This window comes from Streptomyces sp. VTCC 41912, from assembly GCF_045799175.1.
Taxonomy (GTDB): Bacteria; Actinomycetota; Actinomycetes; order Streptomycetales; family Streptomycetaceae; genus Streptomyces; species Streptomyces albulus_C.
This window is the reverse complement of the sequence record NZ_JBJMAB010000011.1, coordinates 191,119-210,030: the sequence shown is the minus strand read 5'-3', so window position 1 is coordinate 210,030 and position 18,912 is coordinate 191,119. Positions and strand designations below refer to the sequence as shown.

Sequence of the window (18,912 nt, the reverse complement as noted above, 5' to 3'; positions counted from 1 at the left end):
CGGCGATTTATCGTTCCCGTCACGATTCGTGCACAAGATCACATATGTGAAGGGGTCGCGGCCATGGTGGCGAAGAAGACCGCCGCGGAGAAGGGCACGACGTCCGCCGGGCCCGCTGACGAGGACGTCGCGCAGCAGTCCACCCACGAGGAGGCGGCCGGGCACCCGGCGGCCCCGAAGAAGGCCGCGCCGAAGAACGCGGCGGCGCGGAAGGCGCCGGCCAAGAAGGTGCCGGCGAAGAAGGCGGCTGCCGCCGGGGACGCGGCCAAGAAGGCGGCTCCGAGGAAGACGGCCGCCAAGAAGGCGGCGAAGAAGGCGACCGCCCCGAAGGCGGCCGGGGCGGCGCCGACGGCGGCCGCGTCGGAAGCGGAGAAGACGGGAGCCAAGACGGTGGTGGCGAAGAAGACGGCGGCCGCGTCCGCCCCGCACGGCACGGGCTCCGCGGTGCGGCCGGCCAGCCCGGCCACGACTCCCCAGGAACTCGCGGTGCGTCCCGGTGAGGACCCCTGGACGCCGCAGGAGGTCGCCGAGGCGCGGTCCGACCTGATGGCGGAGGTGGGCCGGCTGCGGGCCGAGATCGTGTCCGCCGAGGACGCCATCGCCGGCCTGATGCGGGACTCGGGGGACGGCGCGGGCGACGACGAGGCGGACACCGGGACCAAGAACATCACCCGCGAACACGAGCTGGCGCTGGCCTCCAACGCCCGGGAGATGCTGCACCAGACCGAGCGCGCCCTCGGCCGGCTGGACGCCGGTACGTACGGCCTGTGCGAGAACTGCGGCCGGCCGATCGGCAAGGCGCGGATGCAGGCGTTCCCGAGGGCGACCCTCTGCGTGGAGTGCAAGCAGAAGCAGGAGCGGCGCTGAGCCGATCGCCGGTGCCGCGGCGGCGCGTTGCGGGGCGGTACCCGTCCGGCCCGCCGCCGCGGGCACGTGCCGTACTCTCGTGGTCAGCCGGGCCGGGGCCCGGCGGATGAGTCGACGGGCTGAGGGACGCACACGTGGCAGAGGCGGAACGCATCACCGGTACGCCGGAATCCGAGCCGGGTTCCGGGGCGGATCACGCGGCGGGATCCGAAGGGGGAGGGACTGCGGAGGGTGCGCGGCCCACCGGGCGCGGCAAGCGGCGGATCACCGCCCTGCTGCTGGTGGCCGCGATCGTCTACCTGCTCGATCTGGGCAGCAAGCTCGCGGTGGTCGCCAAGCTGGAGCACCACGCTCCGGTCGAGGTGATCGGGACGCTGTTGCAGTTCAGCGTGATCCGCAACCGCGGCGCCGCGTTCGGGTTCGGCGAGGCGCTGACCGTCCTCCTGACCGTGATCGCCGCGGTGGTGATCGTGGTGATCGCCCGGATCGCCCGCAAGCTCTACAGCCTGCCGTGGGCGATCGCGCTGGGGCTGCTGCTGGGCGGTGCGTTCGGCAACCTCACCGACCGGATCTTCCGTTCGCCGGGCGTCTTCCGGGGCGCGGTGGTGGACTTCATCGCCCCCGCGCACTTCGCGGTCTTCAACCTCGCGGACTCCGCGATCGTCTGCGGCGGCGTGCTGATCGTGCTGCTGTCCTTCCGGGGCCTGGACCCCGACGGCACGGTCCACAAGGACTGACGGCCCGGCCCCGGAGCACGTAGGTCCCGGGGGCCGGAGCCCTCCGCCGGGCGGGGCAGTGCCGCGGGACTGCCATACTCGTGGGGTGAGCACGCTTCCCGAGATCCGCACCCTGCCCGTACCGGATGGCCTGGAGGGCGAGCGCGTGGACGCCGCGCTGGCCCGCATGTTCGGCTTCTCCCGGACGAAGGCGGCCGAGCTCGCCTCGGCCGGCAAGGTCCGGGTCGACGGCTCCGAGGTGATGAAGTCCGAGCGGGTGCACGGGGGTGCCTGGCTGGAGGTCGAGATGCCGGCGGCCGCCGCGCCGGTGGAGATCGTCGCGGAGCCGGTCGAGGGCATGGAGATCGTGCACGACGACGAGGACGTCGTGGTGATCAGCAAGCCCGTGGGCGTCGCCGCGCACCCCAGCCCCGGTTGGACCGGCACCACGGTCATCGGTGGCCTGGCCGCGGCCGGCTACCGGATCTCCACGTCCGGGGCGGCCGAGCGGCAGGGCATCGTGCACCGCCTCGACGTCGGCACCTCCGGGCTGATGGTGGTCGCCAAGTCGGAGCGGGCCTACACCTCGCTGAAGCGCCAGTTCAAGGAGCGGGTGCCGGACAAGCGGTACCACGCGCTGGTGCAGGGGCACCCGGACCCGATGAGCGGCACCATCGACGCCCCCATCGGGCGGCATCCGAACCACGACTACAAGTGGGCGGTCACCGCCGACGGCAAGGCGTCGGTCACCCATTACGACCTGATCGAGGCGTTCCGGGCGGCCAGTCTGCTGGACATCAAGCTGGAGACGGGGCGCACGCACCAGATCCGGGTCCACATGTCCGCGCACCGGCACCCCTGCGTCGGCGACCTGACCTACGGCGCGGACCCGACGCTCGCCAAGCGGCTGGGCATCGCCCGGCAGTGGCTGCACGCGGTCCGGCTGGGGTTCGAGCACCCCTCGGACGGGCGCTGGGTCGAGTTCGAGAGCGCTTATCCGGCGGACCTCCAGCACGCGCTGGACACCGTGCGCGACGAGAGCCACTGACGTCGTCGGGGCGAACGGCTCGGGGCGGTCGGCGAACAAGCGCGGAACAACTCGTTCCGTGAAAGTGGGCATCTGATCACTTCATGGCAGGCTTGGGGCGGAAAGTGATCGAAATCGACCGTCCCGGAGCGTAGTCACCGTGGATCAGTTGGCCCTGCTGTTCGTCCTGCTCCTCGGAGCGGTGGTGATGGTTCCGCTCGGCGATCGGCTGGGCCTGCCCTCGCCCGTGCTGATGACGCTCGCCGGGGCGGTGCTGGCGTTGCTGCCGTTCGTGCCCAACGTCCAGGTGCCGCCCGAGTACATCCTGCCGATCGTGCTGCCACCGCTGCTGTACGCGGCGGTCCAGCGCACCTCCTGGCGGCAGTTCACCGCCAACCTCCGGCCGATCTTCCTGCTCGCCGTGCTGCTGGTGTTCGCCACCACCGCGGCGGTCGCGGCGGTCGCGCAGGCGGTGGTGCCCGGGATGCCGGTGGCCGCCGCGGTGGTGCTGGGCGCGCTGGTCGCCCCGCCCGACCCGGTGGCGGCCACCGCGGTGGCCGGCAAGCTCGGCCTGCCCCGCCGCATGGTCTCCATCCTGGAGGGCGAGGGGCTCTTCAACGACGTCACCGCGATCGTGCTGTACCACGTCGCGCTGGCCGCGGTGATCAGCGGCAGCTTCTCGGTGCCCGGCGCGGTGGGGTCGCTGGTGCTCTCCGCCGTCGTCGCCATAGCGGTCGGTCTGGTGCTCGGCTGGGTCGCGAACCAGCTGATGGGGCGGTTGGGCGACCCGACGTTGCAGATCGGCCTGACGCTGCTGGTGCCGTTCGTGTCCTACGTGCTGGCCGAGGAGTTCAAGGGCTCCGGCGTGCTCGCGGTGCTGACCTGCGGGCTGTTCCTCGCGGAGTACGCGGTCGACGCGGACGACGTGCTGGGGCGGCTGGCCGGCTACACCTTCTGGGAGGTGGTCGACACCCTCGTCACCGGGGTCGCGTTCGGACTGATCGGCCTGGAGCTGCACAACATCATCGGCGCCGCGTCCGGCCGCTGGGCCGAGATGCTCGGCGCCGGCGCCGCGGTGGTCGGAGTGGTCGTCGCGGTGCGCCTGGTGTGGCTGCTGCCCGCCGCCTGGCTCGCCAAGCGGATGCACAAGCGCCGGGACATCGACGAGGACATCCCGATGAGTTGGCGCGAGACCGTCATCATGTGGTGGTCGGGGATGCGCGGGGTGGCCTCGGTGGCGCTGGCGCTGGCCATCCCCTTCGGGGTGGACGGCGGGCCCTTCCCGGCCCGCGACGAGATCCTCTTCATCGCCTTCGCGGTGGTGCTCGCCACCCTGATCATCCAGGGGCTGACGCTGCCCTGGCTGGTGCGCAAGCTGCGGGTGCGGGCCGACACCGACGCCGCGGACGCGCTGGAGCGCGAGCTGGCGCTCCGGGTGATCAAGGCGTCCAAGCGGCGGCTGAAGGAGGTCCTGGAGGTCGAGGAGGTCTCCGACGAGGTCGCCGACCAACTGGCCCGCCGGGCGTACGACATCGGGGCCCGGATCGCGCCGGACATCGTCGACGACGAGCGGCGCGAGCTGTTCGACCAGCGCATCTCCCGGGTGAAGAAGGTGCAGCGGATTCAGAACGAGATGCTCTCGGCCGCCCGGCACGAGGTGCTGGCGGCGCGCAGCGAGCCGGGCGCCGACCCGGAGATCGTCGACCGGGTGCTGCGCCACCTGGACGTGCGGAGCCTGCGGGCCACCCCGTAGGCCCGGGGGCGGGCCTACGGGGCGGCGGCCGGTCAGCGCTCCCCGGGGTCCGCGCCGCCCCTGGGGTCCGCGCCGCCGGTGGGATCCACCGGGCCGGGCGGGGGCACGCGCAGCGTCTCGTGGGGCACCGGGGCCGCCGCGGTGGCGATCCGCGGCAGCGCGTAGGCGTGCTCGGTCCGCAACCACTCGATCATGCGCTCGCGCACCTGGCAGCGCACCGCCCACACGGCGTCCGCGTCCCGGGCGGTGGCCAGCGCGCGCACCACGATGGTGGACGGGGTGGTGTCGGTGACCACCAGGCTCCAGGACCGGCCGTCCCAGTCCGGGGACTCCTGGAGCAGTTCGTGCAGGTGCTGGCGCATCTTCTCCACCGGCGCGGAGTGGTCCAGGTGGAAGAAGACCGCGCCGGTCATCTGGGCGCCGCCGCGCGACCAGTTCTCGAACGGCTTGCTGGTGAAGTACGACACCGGCATCGTGATCCGGCGCTCGTCCCAGGTCCGCACGCTCAGGAACGTCAGCGTGATCTCCTCGACCGTGCCCCACTGGCCGTCCACGACCACGGTGTCGCCGATGCGCACCATGTCGCCGAACGCGATCTGCAGCCCGGCGAAGAGGTTGCCCAGGGTGGACTGGGCGGCGATGCCGGCGACGATGCCCAGCAGTCCGGCCGACGCCAGGACGGACGTGCCGACCGCCCGCATCTGCGGGAACGTCAGCAGCATCGAGGCCGCCGCGACCACGATCACCACCGCGGTGACCACCCGCTGGATCAGCGTCACCTGCGTCCGCACCCGGCGCACCCGCGCCGCGTCCCGGGCACCGGCCGCGTAGCGCGCGTACGACGACTCCACGATCGCCGCCGCGGCCCGCACCAGCAGCCAGGCGGTGGCCGCTATCAGCACCAGGGTCAGGGCCTGGCCTATGCCCGCCGCGTGGTGCACCACGACGGGGATCTCGGTCTGGAGGTAGGACCCGAGCAACAGGGCCGCGGCGAGCATCAGTTGGAGCGGTATCCGACAGCGCCGCAGCAGTCCCCACAGGGGGGTCTCCGGGTGGCGGGTGTCGATCCGTTGCAGGGTCCGGTCGATCAACCAGACCACGACGAGGGTGACCACGAGCGAGCCGCCGATGACGACGATCGGGCGCAGCACGGCCTCCAGGGACACGTGACTCCTCCTTGGTGCGGTGTGCTCCTGCCAGTCCCGACGACGGTAGCTGGCACGATGGGGGCAGAGCGATCCAACCCCAGGGAAGTGATGTCTGTGCCCGCCTCCGCCGAGCCCGCGACCAGCGGTTCCTCCACCATCGTGCTGTTCCATTCGGTGTGCGGGCTGCGCCCCGCCGTGCACGCCGACGCGGACCGGTTGCGGGCCGCCGGCCACGAGGTGATCGTGCCGGACCTGTTCGGCGGGCGGACCGCGGACTCGGTCGCCGACGGCATCGTGATCAAGGACGAGATCGGCAAGGAGGAGTTGCTCCGGCGCGCCGTCGCGGCGGCCGCACCGCACTCCGACCGCGGGCTGGTCTACGCCGGGTACTCCTTCGGCGGTGCCGTCGCGCAGAACCTCGCCCTCGGCGACGAGAAGGCCCGCGGGCTGCTGCTGATGCACGGCACCTCCGACATCGCCGACGGCGCCAGCGCCGACGACCTGCCGGTGCAACTGCACGTGGCCGACCCCGACCCGTTCGAGCCGCACGACTGGCTGAACGCCTGGTACCTGCGGATGCGCCGGGCCGGTGCCGACGTCGAGGTGTACCGCTACGCCGGCGCCGGCCACCTCTTCACCGACCCCGACCTGCCGGACCACGACGCGGAGGCCGCCGAGCGCGCCTGGAAGGTGGCGCTGGGCTTCCTGGCGGACCTGCCCGAGCGGGGCTGAGCGGCGGCCGGGCGGGCCCGGGCGGGCGGATTCCGGAGGGTTCGAGACTCCCGGAGCGCCCGCCCGGGCCCCGTCACCGGCGTTGCGGCGGCGGTCAGTTCCCCTTGGTCGGGTCCTTCTCGCCCTTGGCGATGCCCTCGCCGCCCTTGCCGGCGTCCCCGCCCTTGGCCGGGCCGAACTCCTTGTCGATCATCTTGCGGAAGTTGGCCCGCGCGAGCTCGTTGTACTGCGCCTGCGTCATCTGCTGCTGCGGGATCTCCGCCATCGCCAGCTTCTTGTCGCCGTGCATGAAGGTCGGGGTGCCGCGTACGCCCTTGCGGCCGAACAGCGCCGACATCTCCATCGCCCAGCGGTCGTAGGTGCCGTCCGTGACCTGCTTCTCGAACGCCTTGTTGCCCTTCAGCCCCGGCACGTCCGCGGCGACCTTCAGCAGCTCGGCGTCCTTGGCGTAGAGGTCCTCGCGCTCGTCGGGGTGGAACTTCGTCGAGTACAGCGCCGACTTGTACTTCAAGAACGCCTCGGGGCTGACGTTCAGCGCCGCGCCCAGCGCGCTCAGGGCGTTCTTGGAGCCCTCGCCGCCCTGCATGTCGTCGATGAACGCGTACATGGTGAAGCGGACCTTGAAGCGGCCGTCCTGGATGTCCTTGGCCAGCTCCTCGCCGGTGCTCTGCTCGAAGGCCGCGCAGGCCGGGCAGCGGACGTCCTCGAAGACCTCCAGGGTGTCCTTGGCGCCCTTGTCGCCGATCAGGATCTCGGTGCCGTTCTTGCCCTGGGTGTGCGCCGGGGTGACCAGCTTGGCCTCCTTGGCGGCCTCCCAGCCGGTCGGCTCGTTGGCCTTCAGCACGGCGAAGCCGATGCCGCCGGCGATCACCAGGACGCCGACGACCGAGGCCGCCACGACGAGTTGCCGGCGCAGCCGCTCCTTCTTCTTCTCCTTGTCCCGCTGGGCGCGGATCCGCTCGCGGGCGGCCTGCTTGTTCTCCTGGGTGTTCCGGTTGCTCATGGGGGGTGTCCGATCCTTCGGTGCTGCGCTGGTTGACGTGCGGAACGGGTGTCAGACGGCGGCCGAGAACGGGGGACCGCGGCGGCGTACGCAGTGCGCGAGGAAGGGGAGCGGGCGGGCCGGCGCCGGCGGGCGCGGCGGCGGGCGACGGGCGCGGGGCGCCACGGCGGCGCGAGCCACCGCGGCCGCGGTCCGCAGCGGCCGGCCGGCACCGGCCCCGGCCGCCCGCAGCAGGGCCCCGAGCGCCGCCTGCCCGCGGTGCAGCCAGCCGGCCGCGAGCAGGCCGACGGTCAGGTGTGCGGCGAGCAGCAGCCAGCCGGCGGCCGGCTGGACCGCGGGCAGGCCGTGCGGGAGGGCGGCGGGTGCCGCCGGGCCGGCGCCGCCCCGGCACAGCAGGTCCACCCCGACGGTGTGCAGCGGGCCGGCGAGCGGGCCGCCGGCCGGGCCGTAGCACGCCTGCTGCCCTGTGGTGAAGACGGTGTCGGCGGCGAGCTCCAGGGGGACCAGCAGGGCGGCGGTCCGGCCGTAGCCGCGCTCCCGGCCGGCGTGCGCGTAGGCCGCGGTGAAGACCGCGGCGCAGACCGCGGCGAGCGTCGCCGGCGGCAGCGGGGCGTGCGAGAGCAGGACGTGCGAGGCGGCGGACAGGGTGACGCACAGTGCGGTGAACAGCGCCGCCCGGACCGCCCTCAGCCGCTCCCCGGGCGGGGCCCCGGTCCGGGCCGCCGGGCGGACTCCCCTCCCCTGCATGGCCGGGAGTCTGCCATGGGCACGACCAGAATCCGGGTCAAGATTTGGCATCGGCCGGCGTGCGCGGAGCACGCCGGCCGATGCCGGTGCCGGGGGCGGGCCCGGCCGTCAGGACCCTGGGGTCACTTCTTGAGGTTCTTCTCCACCTGGGCGCTGAAGTCCGCGGCCGAGGACGGCGCGACCGGGCCCTGCGCGGTCTCGGTGCCCAGGACCTTGCCGTTCAGCTTGATGGTCGGGGTGCTGCGGACGTCCTTGTGCGAGTCGAACTCCTTGGACATCGCCATCGCCCAGGCGTTGTACGTGCCGTCCTTGACCGCCTTCTGGAAGGCGGCGTTGCCCTTGAGCGCCGGGACGGTGTCGGCGACCTTGATCAGGTAGCTGTCGTCGGCGAACTTGTCCGGGCCGGTCTCGTCCGGGTGGAACTCCTTGGAGTACAGCGCGTACTTGTACTTCAAGAAGGCGTCCGGGGAGACGTTCAGCGCGGCGCCCAGGGCGCTCAGCGCGTTCTTGGAGCCGGTGCCCTGGAGGTTGTTGTCCAGGAACGTGCCGAGGTGGTACGTCGCCTTGTACGTGCCGTCGCTGATGTCCTTCTCCACCGTCGCGCCGACGTTCTGCTCGAAGGCGGCGCAGCCGGGGCAGCGGGGGTCCTCGAAGAGTTCGAGGGAGTTCTTGGCGTCGGACTTGCCGACGACGACGGTGGTGCCGTTGGGGCCGCTGGTGTTGGCGGGCGGAACCGGCTTCGCCTTGGCGGCCTTGGCCCAGACGTCGGCGCCCGAGCCGCCGCTGCCGCTGCCGCCGGAGTTGGCGACCGCCAGGCCGATGCCACCGGCCACCGCCAGCACCGCGACCACCGAGCCGGCGACGATCAACTGCCGGCGGGTGCGCTCCTTCTTGGCCTGCCGCTCGCGCTCGGCGCGCAGCCGCTCGCGGGCTGCCTGCTTGTTGGCCTGGCTGTTGCGGTTGCTCATGACTGTTCTGCTCCGTGGGTTTCGTGGTCCGTGGGACGGGGTGCGTGCCGTGAAGCGGCGTACCCGCGAGGACGGGCGTACGCCGGCCGCCGGGCCGAAGGGGCCGTCAGGCGGCGAGCGCGCACGGCGGACCGCGGCGCACCACGGAGTGCACGAGCAGGGGGGCGGAGCGGGCGGGCGGCCCGGTCCGCACGGGGGCGGGCACCGGGCGGCGCGGTGCGGCGGCGCGCCCCAGGACCGCCGCCGCGATCAGCAACGGACGGAACGCGAAGCCGGCCACCGCGCCCAGCAGCCGCACCACCGCGGCCTCGCCGCGGCGCAGCCAGCCGGCGGCCAGCAGACCGACCCCGAGGTGCGCGGCGAGCAGCAGCAGCCAGACGGAGGCCGGGGCGCCGTCCTCGCGCACCAGCTCGGCCAACGGGCCGCCGACCGGACCGCCGCCGCACAGCAGCATCGTGCCCAGCGAGTGCACGGGCGCGGCCAGTGCCCCGTCCGGGCCGTAACAGGTGTGCTGGCCGAGGCTGAAGACCGCGTCGGCGGCGAGCTCCAGGGGGAGCAGCAGGCCGGCGATCCGCCAGTAGCCGCGCTCGCGGCCGGCCAGCGCGTAGGCGAGCACGAACACCGCGGCGCCGGTCGCCACGACGGTGACCGGCGGCAGCGGCATGCGGGAGAGCAGCACGTGGGACGCCGAGGACAGCGTCACGCACAGCGCCGCGAAGAGCGCTGCGCGCAGTGCCCGCAGGTGTGCCGCCGAGATGTCCATCGCCAGCGAGTGTGCCACGGGACGCGCTAAAGCGGCACTAAGGGGCAGCGCGGGGAACGGGGGAGAAGGGGCCCGGGACCCGCGCTACCGGCCCGGGAACCGGTCCTCCCTCAGGAGCTCCACGAAGATCCGGTGGTCCGCGTGGACGCGGGACGCGGCGGCGTGCGCGGCGTCCGCGAGCAGCGGGCCGAAGCCGTCCTCGTCGGCGGCGATCGCCGCGTCGACGGCCCGCTCGGGGCGGAACGGCACCAGCGGGTGCCGCTCCTTGCCGTCCCCGGCGGCGTGCGCCGCGGCGGTTACGCGGCCCAGCCCGGCGACCGCGGCGGCGAACTCCGCCGGGTCGTCCAGCGCCGACCAGTCCAGCCCGACCGCGTACGGCGACTCCTCGCCGACCAGGAGGCCGGTGTCGGCCAGCGCGGTCCAGCCGAGCCAGGGATCGGCGTGCGCCTGGAGGGCGCGCCGGGCCAGCACCGCCCGGTGCCCCTCGTGCCGCACGTGCGCGGCGACCTCCGGGACCGGCCGGTGCCGGGCGAGGGCCGGGGGCGGCACCGGCCGCACGGTGAGCACCACGTCGCTCTCCAGGACGTCGCTGGCGCCCTCCAGCAGCAGGTCGTACGCGATCGCGTCGGCCGGGCCGGGGCCGCGCCGGCCCACCACGTCCTTGACCCGGTACGCCTCGGGGCGGCTCGGACCGGTCTCCGCCAGCGTCTCCAGATAGCCGTCGAACGCCGCCAGGACCGTGTAGCGGGCCGCGGCGTCCAGCTCGACGGTGCCGCTGCCGACGGCGAACCGCCGCTCGCCGGCACACAGCTCGGTCAGCGGCGCCAGCAGCCCGGCCCGGGTCCGGGCGCGGGCCGTCCGCAGCGCGGCGAGCAACGGGCCGTCGGCGGTGTCCAGGGTGGCCGGCGGCACCGCGTCCGCACCAGCGGCCAGGGCGCGCACGTGCTCCCGGTAGGCACCGGCGAAGGACCGCACCAACTCGGTGATCGCGGCGTCGCCCAGCCCCCGGGCGTGGCCGAGCAGCGCCACCGAGGTCGCGCACCGCAGCAGGTCCCACGTGAACGGGCCGACGTACGCCTCACCGGAACCGGTGACGCCGAACACCAGCCGGCCGGTGGCGTCCAGGTACGTGCCGAAGCTGCCGGCGTGCAGGTCGCCGTGGATCCAGATCCGGCCGGTCCGCTCGTCCAGGTACGGTGCGCCGGGCGCGCCCGCGCCGGCCGCCGCCAGGTCGCGGTGGAACAGCGCCGCGGCGCCCCGGAAAAACGCGGCGGGGGAGGCGGCCATCCGGCGCAGGGCCGGCCCGGACGCGCTGTCGAGGGCGGCGAGGATCTGCCCGTCGCGCCGCGCGGCGTCCTGGCCGGGCCGCGCGGCGTCGCGCGCGGGGGCATGGGGGATCGGCATCGCTGGCTGCCTCCTGGGGGCCGGGAAAGCGGTTTCGGAGATCAGCCGGACAACGGGCGGGACGGCCCGTGAGTGCCCGACCGCCGCACGCCGGGTCCGCGGGCCGGGCGCCCCCGACGGGACCGCGGCTGTCACTCCCGGGACGTAGACTTCGACACCGTCCCCACCCATCCCTCCCGACCGTTCCCGCCCGTTCCGACAGGCATCCCCCGCCCGTTCCGACGGGCCCCTCCCGTCCGTCCCGTCCGTCCCGACCGGCGCTTCCCGCCCGTCCCGACGGGCCCGCCCGATCAGTCCTGACAACTGCCGCTACCGGAGGTTCAGCGCCGTGGCCCCCTCGTCCAGGCCCCCCTTCACGCACCTGCACGTCCACACCCAGTACTCGCTGCTGGACGGAGCCGCGCGGCTGTCCGACATGTTCAAGGCGTGCAAGGAGATGGGCATGACGCACATCGCCATGTCCGACCACGGCAACCTCCACGGCGCCTACGACTTCTTCCACTCCGCGCAGAAGGCCGGGGTCACGCCGATCATCGGGATCGAGGCGTACGTCGCACCGGAGTCGCGGCGCAACAAGCGCAAGATCCAGTGGGGCCAGCCGCACCAGAAGCGCGACGACGTCTCCGGTTCGGGTGGTTACACCCACAAGACGATCTGGGCGGCCGACCGGACCGGCCTGCACAACCTCTTCCGGCTCTCCTCGGACGCGTACAAGGAGGGCTGGCTCCAGAAGTGGCCGCGGATGGACAAGGAGACCCTCTCGCAGTGGTCGCAGGGGCTGATCGCGTCCACCGGCTGCCCCTCGGGCGAGCTCCAGACCCGGCTGCGCCTGGGCCAGTTCGACGAGGCGCTGAAGGCGGCCTCCGAGTACCAGGACATCTTCGGCCGGGACCGGTACTTCCTGGAGCTGATGGACCACGGCATCGAGATCGAGCGCCGGGTCCGCGACGGCCTGCTGGAGATCGGCAAGAAGCTCGGCATCCCCCCGCTGGTCACCAACGACTCGCACTACACCTACGCCCACGAGGCGACCGCGCACGACGCGCTGCTGTGCATCCAGACCGGCAAGAACCTCTCCGACCCCGACCGCTTCAAGTTCGACGGCACCGGCTACTACCTCAAGTCCACGGACGAGATGTACGCCATCGACTCCTCGGACGCCTGGCAGGAGGGCTGCCGCAACACCCTCCTGGTCGCCGAACAGGTCGACACCACCGGCATGTTCGAAAAGCGCGACCTGATGCCGAAGTTCGACATCCCGGACGGCTACACCGAGATCACCTGGTTCCAGAACGAGGTCCGGCGCGGCATGGAGCGCCGGTACCCGGGCGGCGTCCCCGAGGACCGCCAGAAGCAGGCCGAGTACGAGATGGACGTCATCCTCCAGATGGGGTTCCCGGGCTACTTCCTCGTGGTCGCCGACTTCATCATGTGGGCGAAGAACAACGGCATCGCGGTCGGCCCCGGCCGTGGCTCCGCGGCCGGTTCGATCGTCGCCTACGCCATGGGCATCACCGACCTCGACCCGATCGAGCACGGCCTGATCTTCGAGCGGTTCCTCAACCCCGAGCGCGTCTCCATGCCCGACGTCGACATCGACTTCGACGAGCGCAGGCGCGTCGAAGTGATCAGGTACGTCACCGAGAAGTACGGCGCCGACAAGGTCGCCATGATCGGCACCTACGGCAAGATCAAGGCCAAGAACGCCATCAAGGACTCCGCCCGGGTCCTCGGCTACCCGTACGCCATGGGCGACCGCCTCACCAAGGCGATGCCCGCCGACGTCCTCGGCAAGGGCATCGACCTCGACGGCATCACCAACCCCACGCACCCGCGCTACAACGAAGCCGGCGAGATCCGGGGGATGTACGAGAACGAGCCGGACGTCAAGAAGGTCATCGACACCGCCAAGGGCGTCGAGGGCCTGGTCCGGCAGATGGGCGTGCACGCGGCCGGCGTGATCATGTCCAGCGAGCCCATCATCGACCACGCCCCGGTCTGGGTGCGGCACACCGACGGCGTCACCATCACGCAGTGGGACTACCCGCAGTGCGAGTCGCTCGGCCTGTTGAAGATGGACTTCCTGGGCCTGCGCAACCTCACCATCATGGACGACGCCCTCAAGATGGTGAAGGCCAACAAGGGCATCGACCTGGAGCTGCTCTCCGTCCCGCTCGACGACCCCAAGACCTTCGAACTCCTCTGCCGCGGCGACACCCTGGGCGTCTTCCAGTTCGACGGCGGCCCGATGCGTTCGCTGCTGCGCCAGATGCAGCCCGACAACTTCGAGGACATTTCCGCCGTCTCGGCCCTGTACCGGCCGGGCCCGATGGGCATGAACTCGCACATCAACTACGCCGAGCGCAAGAACGGCCGCCAGGAGATCACCCCGATCCACCCGGAGCTGGAGGAGCCGCTCAAGGAGACCCTGGGTCTGACCTACGGCCTGATCGTCTACCAGGAGCAGGTGCAGAAGGCCGCCCAGATCATCGCCGGCTACTCGCTCGGCGAGGCCGACATCCTGCGCCGCGTGATGGGCAAGAAGAAGCCCGAGGAACTCGCCAAGAACTTCACGATCTTCCAGGCCGGCGCCAAGAAGAACGGCTACTCCGACGAAGCCATCCAGGCGCTGTGGGACGTCCTGGTCCCGTTCGCCGGCTACGCCTTCAACAAGGCGCACTCCTCCGCGTACGGCCTGGTCACCTACTGGACCGCCTACCTCAAGGCCAACTACCCGGCCGAGTACATGTCCGCGCTGCTGACGTCCGTGCGCGACGACAAGGACAAGTCCGCGGTCTATCTGAACGAGTGCCGGCGGATGGGCATCAAGGTGCTCCCGCCGAACGTCAACGAGTCCGAGGCGAACTTCGCCGCCCAGGGCGACGACGTCATCCTCTTCGGCCTCACCGCCGTCCGGAACGTCGGCCAGAACGTCGTCGACTCGATCATCCGCTGCCGCAAGGCCAAGGGGAAGTACTCCTCCTTCCCCGACTACCTCGACAAGGTCGACGCGGTGGTCTGCAACAAGCGGACCACCGAATCGCTGATCAAGGCCGGCGCCTTCGACGAGATGGGGCACACCCGCAAGGGCCTGACCGCGCACTACGAGCCGATGATCGACAACGTCGTGCAGGTCAAGCGCAAGGAGGCCGAGGGCCAGTTCGACCTCTTCGGCGGGATGGGCGACTCCGCCGACGGCGCTGCCGACGGTCCCGGCTTCGGGCTGGACGTGGTGTTCTCCGAGGACGAGTGGGACAAGACCTATCTGCTCGCCCAGGAGCGCGAGATGCTCGGTCTCTACGTCTCCGACCACCCGCTCTTCGGGCTGGAGCACGTGCTGAGCGACAAGGCGGACGCCGCCATCGCCCAGCTGACCGGCGGCGACTACGCGGACGGCTCGATCGTCACCATCGGCGGCATCATCTCCGGCCTCCAGCGCAAGATGACCAAGCAGGGCAACGCCTGGGCGATCGCGACCGTCGAGGACCTCGCGGGCTCCATCGACTGCATGTTCTTCCCGGCGACCTACCAGTTGGTGTCCACCCAACTCGTCGAGGACGCCGTGGTGTTCGTCAAGGGCCGGCTCGACAAGCGCGAGGACGTGCCGCGGCTGGTCGCCATGGAGATGATGGTCCCCGACCTCTCGGAGGCGGGCGCCAACGCCCCGGTGACGATCACCATCCCGGCCCTCAAGGTCACCCCGCCGATGGTCGAGAAGCTCGGCGAGGTGCTCAGCAGCCACCGCGGCTCGACCGAGGTCCGCATCCGGCTCCAGGGCGTGCGCAAGACCACGGTGCTGCGCCTGGACCGCCACCGGGTCACCGCCGACCCGTCGTTGTTCGGCGATCTGAAGGTGCTGCTCGGCCCGTCCTGCCTGGCCGGCTGAGCCACCGGCCGGGGCGGTGTGCGCCCCGGCCCGTCATGCCACGAGGGGCGCGCCCGCACGATGCGGGCGCGCCCCTCAAGTCATCGGTGGAGCACGTCAGTTGGGGGACGCCGTCGGGCGGCCCCGCCGAGGCGTCAGTTGTGGCCGAAGCGGCGCTGGTGCTTGCGCGCGACGTCCGCCGGGCTGCCCGGGGCCTGCGAGTGGGAGATCGCGTCGAGGGTCGCCTTCTCGGACTGCTGCTGGCCGCGCTCGGACTCGTTGGCCTTGGGCTGCTTTCGGTCCTTCTTGTTCTTGGCCATGATCGTGCCTCCTGAGGGGGTCTTCGGCTCGGCCGACATCAGCCTTACACGCCGGGCACATCGCTGCATTTCGGGCAATTACCGTAGGTGATAACGCCAGTTACGCGCCGTGTGGCCGACCGAAACCGCATCCGCCACGCCGAAGATCGAGTTCGTACAGATAACCCCCGTTCGGTCGGGCAGACTCGAAGGAAGCCGAAGAGCACTCGTGCCACGGGCCGAGCCGGGGGGCGACCGGACTTCAGCACCTCAGGGAAGAGGGTGGAACGTGGACCGCTGCGTCGTCCTGGTGGACGCCGGGTATCTGCTCGGTGCCGCCGCGAGCCTGCTCGCCGGAGAACCCGCCCGTTCCCGGATCACCGTCGACCACACCGCCCTCATCCAAGGACTGCGCCAGCGCGCCGAGGCCGACACCGAACGACCGCTGTTGCGCATCTACTGGTTCGACGGCGCGCCCGACCGCGTCCCGCAGCCCGAGCACCGCCGACTGCGGGTCATGCCCCGGGTCACCGTCCGGCTGGGCGCCCTGACCCGCAGCGACGGCCGGTGGGCGCAGAAGGGCGTGGACGCCGCCATGCACGCCGAACTCACCGAACTCGCCCGCAACCGCGCCTGCTCCGACATCGTGCTGGTCACCGGCGACGGCGACCTGCTGCCCGGCCTGATGTCCGCGAAGGAGCACGGCGTCGCCGTCCACCTGTGGGCCGTGCAGGCCGCCGACGGCGACTACAACCAGTCCGAGGACCTGGTCGCCGAGGCCGACGAGCGGCGCGTGCTGGACCGCGCCTGGATCACCGGCGCGGTCCGCGCCAAGGAACTCGGCGGCCCGTGCGCCCCGCCGCCGGCCCCCCGCCCGGAGATCGCCGCGATCCTCTCCGCCCCGCTCCCGGAGACCGCGGTCGCCGCCGCGGCCGCCGCGGCCGGCACCGGACCGGACACCGACGGCCGCCCCCGCGCCAACGGCGCCGACCGCCAGGCCCCCACCGGCGAACGCGACGAACCGCCCGGCGAACCCGGCTCCGCCGCCGCCCGCGGCGTCCCCACCCCCAAGGACCTCGCCGGCCTGGGCCGCCCGCAGGTCACCCAGAGCCCCACCGTCAACGGCAGCCAGCCCGCCGCCACCCTGCGCTGGTCCTCCGACAAGGGCTGGATCGAGCGCGGCGGCCCGCTCGGCGAGCCCGCCGAGACCGCCTCGCTGCCCACCCTCGCCCTGCTGACCAGCGCCGAACAGCGCTGGGCCGACCGCGAGGAGGACATCACCGCGGTCAGCGGCGACCCCTTCGAGGTCGGCCAGGTCTTCGCCCGCCGCTGGACCGAGCGGCTCTCCGACACCACCCACCTCCAGCAGCTCTCGACGGAGTACCCCCGCATCCCGCACCGCATCGACGGCGAACTGCTCCGCTACGCCGCCCGCTTCGGCCTGCTCGCCCACAAGGACGACCAGATCGACGAGCACGACCGGTACGCCATCCGGGCCGGCTTCTGGCGCGAGGTCGATCTGCGCACCGCCGCCGAACACTCCCCGACCGGGGACTGACCGGCGTGCGGGCAGCTGTGCCCGGGCTGTGCGCGCCCGGCCGCGCGCAGCCCCCGGGACCGGCGGCCGCCCGGGGCCGCGTACCCTCGTAGCTCGTGAAGACGGGCGCAAAACAGGTGGCGCAGGGCACGCCGGTGTGTGTGGTGCAGGACCTGGTCAAGACCTATCCCGCGCTGCGCGGGCGGCGCGGAGCGGACCGGGCGCCGGCGGTACGCGCCAGCGACGGCATCAGCCTCGACGTCCGGCGCGGCGAGATCTTCGGGCTGCTCGGGCCCAACGGCGCCGGCAAGTCCACCCTGGTCCGCCAGCTGACCGGACTGCTGCGACCGGACTCCGGCCGCATCGAGGTCCTCGGCCACGACCTGGTGCGGCACCCCGAGCGGGCCGCCCGGCTGCTGGCCTACCTCGGCCAGGAGTCGACCGCGCTGGACGAGCTGACCGTCTCCCTCGCCGTGGAGACCACCGGCCGGCTGCGCGGCCTGGACACCCGGTCCGCCCGCGCCGAGCGCGACGCGGTCCTCGACGAACTCGACCTGGGCCCGCTCGCCGGGCGGGCGCTGAAGAAGCTCTCCGGCGGCCAGCGACGACTGGCCTGCTTCGCCACCGCGCTGATCGGCGAACGCCCGCTGCTGGTGCTGGACGAGCCGACCACCGGCATGGACCCGGTCGCCCGGCGCGCCGTGTGGGCCGCCGTGGACCGCCGCCGCGCCGAGCGGGGCGCCACCGTCGTCCTGGTCACCCACAACGTCCTGGAGGCCGAGAGCGTGCTCGACCGGGTCGCGGTGATCGACCGCGGACGGGTGATCGCCTGCGACACGCCCGGCCGGCTGAAGGAACTGGTGGGGGAGGAGGTCCGGCTGGAACTGGTCTGGCGGGACCGGCCACCGCTCGACGTCCCCGAGGTCGCCGCGCTCGCCGCCGACGCCCGCACCGCCGGCCGCCGCTGGACCCTGCGCCTGCCCGCGGACCGGGCCCGCTCGGCGGTCACCGCGGTCACCGCCGGCCCTGCCTTCGCGGCCCTGGACGACTTCACGCTGGCCACGCCGAGCCTGGAGGACGTCTACGTCTCCCTCGGCGGGCGCGCGGAGGGGCTGGTGAAGGCGTGACCGGGCACGGCGTGCGGGTGCCGCCGGCCGGAAGGGCCGGGGGCATCGGCGAGGGCCTGCGGCCGCTCGCCCGTACAACGGACCGACGGCCTGTCGAAGAAAGCTGGGTGACGGCGTGAGTGTGGTGTCCGCGCGGGCGGCGACCGGTTCCGGAACGCCCGCCGAGGAGGGCGCGGCGGACGGCGGCGACGGGGCCGCGCCGCTGGCGCCCCGCGCCCGTCTGCTGCCCGCGCTCGGCGCCGTCTACCGCGCCCAGCTCTCCCGGGCCCGGGTGGCCCGGATACCGCTGCTGTTCGTCGCCACCTTCCAGTCCGTCGGGATCATGGTCCTGCTGCGCGGGGTGGTCAGCGGTGGCGACCCGGCGTGGTCGGTGGTCTCCGGCTCCGCGGTGCTGGTCGTCGCCTTCGTCGCGCTGAACCTGCTCGCGCAGTACTTCGGCCAGCTGCGGGCCGGCGGCGGTCTCGACCACTACGCGACGCTGCCGGTGCCGCCGGCCGCGGTGGTGCTCGGCGCGGCCGCCGCGTACGCCTCGTTCACGGTGCCGGGCGCGGTGGTCACCGCGGTCACCGGCTGTCTCCTCTTCCACCTGCCGATGGCCCACCTGTGGGTGCTGGTGGCCGTGGTCCCGCTGTCGGGAGCGGCGCTGTCCGGTCTCGGTGCGGCCCTCGGGCTGCTCGCCCCGCGCCAGGAACTGGCCACCCTCGGCGGCCAGTTGGGCATGTCCGCGGCGCTGCTGCTGGGCGTGCTGCCGGCCGCGGGGATGCCCGCGCCGGTCACCTGGGCCCGCGACCTGCTGCCCTCCACCTACGGGGTGGAGGCGTTGGCGCGGACCTTCGCCCCGCACCCCGACTGGCTGGCGGTCGCCGCCGACCTGGGCATCTGCGCGGCCGTCGGGGTGCTCTCCCTGGCCGTCGCGACCTGGGCGTACCGCCGGGCGGCGGTCCGGTGAGCGGGGC

At 72.8% G+C, this 18,912-nt stretch carries 16 protein-coding genes; 9 read left to right on the top strand and 7 right to left on the bottom strand.

Features of this window, described 5'->3' with window-relative positions; translation table 11 throughout:
* Window positions 1-63: 63 nt before the first annotated feature.
* From ACJ6WD_RS18810 to ACJ6WD_RS18795, 4 genes are all read left to right on the top strand, one after another.
* Entirely contained in the window at window positions 64-867 is an 804-nt protein-coding gene (locus ACJ6WD_RS18810) for a TraR/DksA C4-type zinc finger protein (RefSeq protein WP_233661284.1), read from the top strand.
* A 134-nt stretch (window positions 868-1,001) separates the two neighbouring features.
* Window positions 1,002-1,604, top strand: a complete 603-nt coding sequence (lspA, locus tag ACJ6WD_RS18805) for a signal peptidase II (protein ID WP_016575133.1) — start codon at window positions 1,002-1,004, stop codon at window positions 1,602-1,604.
* 85 nt (window positions 1,605-1,689) lie between these two features.
* The gene (locus tag ACJ6WD_RS18800) at window positions 1,690-2,631 is read left to right on the top strand and encodes an RluA family pseudouridine synthase (RefSeq protein WP_331248556.1); all 942 of its coding nucleotides are present in this window, start codon (window positions 1,690-1,692) and stop codon (window positions 2,629-2,631) included.
* 139 nt (window positions 2,632-2,770) lie between these two features.
* A complete protein-coding gene (locus tag ACJ6WD_RS18795) occupies window positions 2,771-4,363 on the top strand; it encodes a Na+/H+ antiporter (RefSeq protein WP_016575135.1) in 1,593 nt (530 codons plus the stop codon).
* Window positions 4,364-4,395: 32 nt separating this feature from the next.
* Here the strand turns inward: ACJ6WD_RS18795 and ACJ6WD_RS18790 are convergent, their stop codons facing one another.
* Window positions 4,396-5,523, bottom strand: coding sequence for a mechanosensitive ion channel family protein (locus ACJ6WD_RS18790; RefSeq protein WP_078487123.1), 1,128 nt, complete (start codon window positions 5,521-5,523; stop codon window positions 4,396-4,398).
* A gap of 96 nt (window positions 5,524-5,619) precedes the next feature.
* Here ACJ6WD_RS18790 and ACJ6WD_RS18785 point away from each other — a divergent pair, with 96 nt between their 5' ends.
* Window positions 5,620-6,243: a dienelactone hydrolase family protein gene (locus tag ACJ6WD_RS18785; protein WP_174505021.1), complete on the top strand. Its 624-nt coding sequence runs from the start codon at window positions 5,620-5,622 to the stop codon at window positions 6,241-6,243.
* Between the two features lie 94 nt (window positions 6,244-6,337).
* Here ACJ6WD_RS18785 and ACJ6WD_RS18780 read toward each other — a convergent pair whose 3' ends face one another.
* The 5 genes from ACJ6WD_RS18780 to ACJ6WD_RS18760 all read right to left on the bottom strand — a co-directional run bounded on the left by ACJ6WD_RS18780 (window position 6,338) and on the right by ACJ6WD_RS18760 (window position 11,128).
* A complete protein-coding gene (locus tag ACJ6WD_RS18780) occupies window positions 6,338-7,246 on the bottom strand; it encodes a thioredoxin domain-containing protein (protein ID WP_407616209.1) in 909 nt (302 codons plus the stop codon).
* Between the two features lie 51 nt (window positions 7,247-7,297).
* Complete coding sequence (locus ACJ6WD_RS18775) at window positions 7,298-7,993, bottom strand: hypothetical protein (protein ID WP_407616208.1); 696 nt, start codon at window positions 7,991-7,993, stop codon at window positions 7,298-7,300.
* 122 nt (window positions 7,994-8,115) lie between these two features.
* Window positions 8,116-8,961: a thioredoxin domain-containing protein gene (locus tag ACJ6WD_RS18770; protein WP_233661279.1), complete on the bottom strand. Its 846-nt coding sequence runs from the start codon at window positions 8,959-8,961 to the stop codon at window positions 8,116-8,118.
* A 106-nt stretch (window positions 8,962-9,067) separates the two neighbouring features.
* Window positions 9,068-9,724, bottom strand: a complete 657-nt coding sequence (locus tag ACJ6WD_RS18765; RefSeq protein ID WP_275465077.1) for a hypothetical protein — start codon at window positions 9,722-9,724, stop codon at window positions 9,068-9,070.
* Between the two features lie 84 nt (window positions 9,725-9,808).
* On the bottom strand, window positions 9,809-11,128 hold the full coding sequence (locus ACJ6WD_RS18760) for a DUF2252 family protein (protein WP_407616207.1): 1,320 nt from the start codon (window positions 11,126-11,128) through the stop codon (window positions 9,809-9,811).
* A gap of 328 nt (window positions 11,129-11,456) precedes the next feature.
* Here ACJ6WD_RS18760 and dnaE point away from each other — a divergent pair, with 328 nt between their 5' ends.
* Window positions 11,457-15,014, top strand: a complete 3,558-nt coding sequence (gene dnaE / locus ACJ6WD_RS18755; RefSeq protein ID WP_233661277.1) for a DNA polymerase III subunit alpha — start codon at window positions 11,457-11,459, stop codon at window positions 15,012-15,014.
* A 134-nt stretch (window positions 15,015-15,148) separates the two neighbouring features.
* Here dnaE and ACJ6WD_RS18750 read toward each other — a convergent pair whose 3' ends face one another.
* A complete protein-coding gene (locus ACJ6WD_RS18750; RefSeq protein WP_233658135.1) occupies window positions 15,149-15,313 on the bottom strand; it encodes a hypothetical protein in 165 nt (54 codons plus the stop codon).
* Window positions 15,314-15,581: 268 nt separating this feature from the next.
* On the opposite strand from ACJ6WD_RS18750, the gene ACJ6WD_RS18745 reads away from it, so the two are divergent.
* From ACJ6WD_RS18745 to ACJ6WD_RS18735, 3 genes are all read left to right on the top strand, one after another.
* The gene (locus ACJ6WD_RS18745; RefSeq protein ID WP_376447825.1) at window positions 15,582-16,850 is read left to right on the top strand and encodes an NYN domain-containing protein; all 1,269 of its coding nucleotides are present in this window, start codon (window positions 15,582-15,584) and stop codon (window positions 16,848-16,850) included.
* Between the two features lie 116 nt (window positions 16,851-16,966).
* Entirely contained in the window at window positions 16,967-17,956 is a 990-nt protein-coding gene (locus tag ACJ6WD_RS18740; protein ID WP_233658342.1) for an ABC transporter ATP-binding protein, read from the top strand.
* A gap of 115 nt (window positions 17,957-18,071) precedes the next feature.
* Window positions 18,072-18,905 (top strand): ABC transporter permease, encoded by an 834-nt coding sequence (locus tag ACJ6WD_RS18735; protein WP_374206806.1) that lies wholly within the window; start codon window positions 18,072-18,074, stop codon window positions 18,903-18,905.
* The last annotated feature ends 7 nt before the right edge of the window (window positions 18,906-18,912 follow it).